Origin of the sequence: Streptomyces sp. SID14478, assembly GCF_010548525.1 — a bacterium.
In the GTDB taxonomy this organism is placed as follows: Bacteria; Actinomycetota; Actinomycetes; order Streptomycetales; family Streptomycetaceae; genus Streptomyces.
Window position 1 is genome coordinate 1 of sequence record NZ_JAAGMG010001436.1, and the last position, 2,953, is coordinate 2,953.

Genomic DNA, 2,953 nt, shown 5'->3' on the forward strand with positions numbered 1-2,953 from the left:
GGCCGACCTGCTGATCACCGTCGACGGGGCCGAGTTCACGCTCGTCGAACTCGACCGTCCCGGGGTCCGGCTCTTCGAGCACACCGACCTCGGGCGCGGCGGGCTCTTCGGCGTGGACGTGGCGGCCGGTGTGCCCCCCGTGCTGTCGGGCCGGCTCGCCGATCCGCACGCGCTGACCGACCGGATCCGCTCCCGTCAGGCCGCCTACCTGGCCGGCCTGAGCCGTGGCGCCCTCGACCTCGCCCTCGCGCACGCCCGCGGCAGGACCGTCTTCGGCCGGCCGCTCGGCGCGCACCAGTCCCCCGCCTTCCGGCTGGCGGCGCTGTCCGCCCGCCTGGAGGCCGTCCGCAGCCTCGTCCACCGTGCGGACGCCCCCGCGCACGCACTGCGTCTGGCCCGCGAGCTGGCCGTGGACACCGCGACGGAGACCCTCCAACTGCACGGCGCCGGCGGCCTGTTGGACGAGAGCGATGCGCAGCTCTTCTACCGCCGCGCCCTCACCGAATCCGCGCTGAGCCGATGACCGCCCCCACCGCGGCCGAACGCGCCCTGTGGATCCGGCAGTTCCGTCCCGCCTCGCCGCGGGCACCGCGCCTGCTCTGCGTGCCGCACGCGGGCGGCTCGGCCGGCTCCTACCTCCCCTTCTCCCATGCCCTGGCACCGCAGGTGAACGTCCTGGCAGTGCAGTACCCCGGCCGCCAGGACCGGCGCGCGGAACCCGCTGCCCGCTCCATCGCGCCGCTCGCCGACGCGCTCTTTCGCCTGCTGGACCCCGAGGACACCACCCCTCTCGCCCTGTTCGGCCACAGCATGGGCGCCGTCGTCGCGTTCGAGCTGGCCCGCAGACTGGAAGCCGACGGCCGACCCGTCCACCTCCTCGTCGCCTCCGCCCGCCGCGGCCCGTTGCTGCCACCCGGTCCGGCCTTCCACCACCTCGGCGACGCCGCGATACTCGCCGAAGTGGAGCGCCTCAACGGCGTCGACGGGCTGGAACCGGAGCATCCCGGCCTCCTCAGGCTGGCCCTGCCCGCATTGCGCGCCGACTTCGAGGCCGTGGAGACCTACCGCGCCGCTCCCGGCCCGCGGCTCAGCTGTCCGGTCATCGCCATGACCGGAGCCGACGATCCGCGCGTTCCCCCCGCCGACGCCGCGGCGTGGGACGCCGTCACCACCGCCCCCGCCACCCTGTCCGTCCATCCGGGCGGCCACTTCTACCTCCTCGCCCGGCTCCCCGAGATCGCCGCCGAACTCACCCACGCCCTCACCGCCCTTCCCGCGATCACGAATTGACCTGCGCATAAACACGACCTCGACGAATTCTGCGCACTTCTCAACTCGCCTTCCGCGCCTCCCGAAATCACCCGCGGAATCTCGTCTGTGGCAACTCCCGAGCCTTTCTCAAGTCGCTGCGAATAGGATCCGGACGATCGGCTCCACGGGCAGATCGACGGCCCACACCTGCAGTTGCCACCACCCAAAGGTCATGTAGGGAGATGAGTGTGTCTACCAACAGGTTCGAGCACCATGTCGTTGTCATCAACGAAGAAGAGCAGTACTCGATCTGGCCCGAAGGAAAGGCGATTCCGGCCGGCTGGCGAGCCGTAGGGGAACCGGCCCCCAAAGAGCAGTGCCTGGAATACATAGAAACGCACTGGACCGACATGCGGCCGTTGAGCCTGCGCCGCGCGCTGGCGGACGACAGGCAGCCGGCGGGGGCGTCGGCGCCCCCGTCCCAGGAGGAGATCCCCGCCCATGGAAGGTGACGGGGACATTCCGCGGACGATGTCGCACGGACGATCATCGACCACAGCGGATGCGGCGCACCTTTTCGATCGACCCGGTGCGGCGCCCCCCGTCGTGGAGATTCTGGGGCAGCCCTGGATAGGAAAGACCCGGTCGCTGCACCACCTACTCGACAACGCCAGAAAGCAGGGCTGGTCCGTCGCCCATGCCGCGGCGGTTCCCGCCGCGACCGCTGCGCCCTATCAGCTCTTCTCCGACGCCTTCGAAGAGATCTTTTCCGCACAGGCCGAGGCAGTTCTCCGGAGCGTACCGGCCGCTTCCCGACGCATTCTCGGCCGTGTGTTCCCCGCCTTGGATCTGACGGACCATCCGGAAACCGCGCCTTTCGCGTCCCCGGTCCCGGCGGGACCGATGGGATCGGCATTGCGTCAGGCGATCCGCGCGCTGACCGGGACGAACGGCCTGGTGCTTGCGCTGGACGACGTCCACTGGGCGGACCCGGCGTCACTGGAACTGCTGGAGAGCCTCGTGCGCAGGCCGCCCGACGCGCGGCTGGTCGTCGTGGTCGCCCACCGCGACCGCCAGTCGCCGCGGCGCCTGCTCGGACTCCTGGCGTCCGCGCCCGGAGCGCACAGGATCGAACCCGGCCCGTTGACCGGGCAGGAACTCGACGCGCTCCTGCCCGACGGGACGGCCCTGCCGCTGCGCAGGAGCCTGCTCCACCGGTCGGGCGGCAACCCGGGGCTGCTGCTGGCCCTCGCGGCCTCCCCCCGTTCCACCGGGGGCACCGCGCCGGACGCGCCGGGGCCCACCGCGTCCACCCGCTTCCTGGACGAGTTCCGGGCCGTGTCCGACGACGGCTGGCTCGCCGCGCAGTCCGCGGCGGTCATCGGCGACCCGTTCACCCTGCAGGAACTGCGGTCCGTCAGCGGACTGCCCGCCGAGCGCCTCGCGGACGCCGTCGCGGAACTGCTGCGCGAGGACATCGTCCGCCCCGGTGAACTGGCGGCGGACCACTACCGTTTCCGGCACTCCCTGCTGCGGGCCACGGCCTATCACTCCACCGGGGAGCAGTGGCGGCTCACCGCGCACGCCGCGGCCACCGGGCTCGTGCGGCTGCCGGCCCCGTGCGTCCACACGCAGACCGCAGCGGTCGCGCACCGGACCCCGGTGGCCGACCGGGTCCGCTCGGGGCTGCTGCCCCGGGACG

Annotated in this window: 4 protein-coding genes; all 4 read left to right on the plus strand. The window is 72.4% G+C overall.

What is annotated here, in order from left to right:
* A partial coding sequence (locus G3I40_RS45205; protein ID WP_164560590.1) for an acyl-CoA dehydrogenase family protein occupies positions 1–523 on the plus strand: 523 nt, incomplete at its 5' end.
* Entirely contained in the window at positions 520–1,290 is a 771-nt protein-coding gene (locus G3I40_RS45210; protein WP_164560591.1) for an alpha/beta fold hydrolase, read from the plus strand. The genes G3I40_RS45205 and G3I40_RS45210, both read left to right, overlap by 4 nt.
* A 203-nt stretch (positions 1,291–1,493) precedes the next feature.
* Positions 1,494–1,763: an MbtH family NRPS accessory protein gene (locus G3I40_RS45215; protein ID WP_164560592.1), complete on the plus strand. Its 270-nt coding sequence runs from the start codon at positions 1,494–1,496 to the stop codon at positions 1,761–1,763.
* A 19-nt stretch (positions 1,764–1,782) separates the two neighbouring features.
* The coding region (locus G3I40_RS45220; protein WP_239092324.1) for an AAA family ATPase at positions 1,783–2,953 on the plus strand (1,171 nt) is incomplete at its 3' end.

Coding starts and splice junctions, on each gene's coding strand:
- G3I40_RS45210 (WP_164560591.1), top strand. CDS start 520: ATGACCGCCCCCACCGCGGCCGAACGCGCCCTGTGGATCCGGCAGTTC.
- G3I40_RS45215 (WP_164560592.1), top strand. CDS start 1,494: ATGAGTGTGTCTACCAACAGGTTCGAGCACCATGTCGTTGTCATCAAC.